Origin of the sequence: Pedobacter foliorum (assembly GCF_013266735.1) — a bacterium.
Classification (GTDB): domain Bacteria; phylum Bacteroidota; class Bacteroidia; order Sphingobacteriales; family Sphingobacteriaceae; genus Pedobacter; species Pedobacter foliorum.
On sequence record NZ_JABSNU010000037.1, the window covers coordinates 1 to 795 of the forward strand.

Consider the following 795-nt stretch of genomic DNA (forward strand, 5'->3'; position numbering starts at 1 on the left):
TAAGACTGCAAAAGGTCGTAAAGGCGCTATTGTAGCCATGATTAAAGGTACAGTAGCCGAGGATATTATCACCGTACTGAAGAAAATACCCGAAAGGCTTCGCAAACGAGTACAGGAAGTCACGATGGATATGGCTGCAAATATGCAGTTGGCAATTAGGAGGTGTTTTACCAATGCGCACAGGGTTATCGACCGTTTCCATGTTCAAAAACTTGCTTATGATGCTGTACAGGAATGCAGGATCAAATACCGTTGGGAAGCTCTGGATGCAGAAAATGAAGCCATTAAACAAGCAAAGAGAGCTAAAACCATTTTCCGTGGGGAGGTGCTTTCCAATGGAGATACGCTAAAGCAATTGCTAGCCAGAAGCAGGTATTTGCTATTCAAGCACCATAGCAAGTGGACTCAGGTTCAGAAAAATCGTGCGGAACTACTCTTTGAGCGATATCCAGAATTAAAAAAGGCTTATAAACTATCTCTTAGATTAGGCGAAATATTTAAGATATGTAAAAGCAAGGAGCAGGCATTTAAAAGACTGGCATTATGGTATAATGATGTGGAAGATTCCGCAATAGAAGCATTCAGAACAGTATCCAGATCCATACAGGCTCATTATTTGTCTATTCTGAATTTCTTTACTAACAGATCAACGAACGCTTCTGCTGAATCATTCAATGCAAAGGTCAAAGCTTTCAGAGCAACTTCTAGAGGGGTAAGAGATGTCAAATTCTTTCTGTTCAGACTTTCTAAAATCTATGCTTAAAGTTTCATGCCCCCAAGAATTCCGCTTGATCC

1 protein-coding gene is annotated in these 795 nt (G+C 40.5%); it reads left to right on the forward strand.

Features of this window, described 5'->3' with window-relative positions; genetic code table 11:
* Positions 1-763: ISAon1 family transposase (locus HQN83_RS25165; protein WP_173094506.1), on the forward strand; the 763-nt coding region annotated here is incomplete at its 5' end.
* Positions 764-795: the final 32 nt, after the last annotated feature.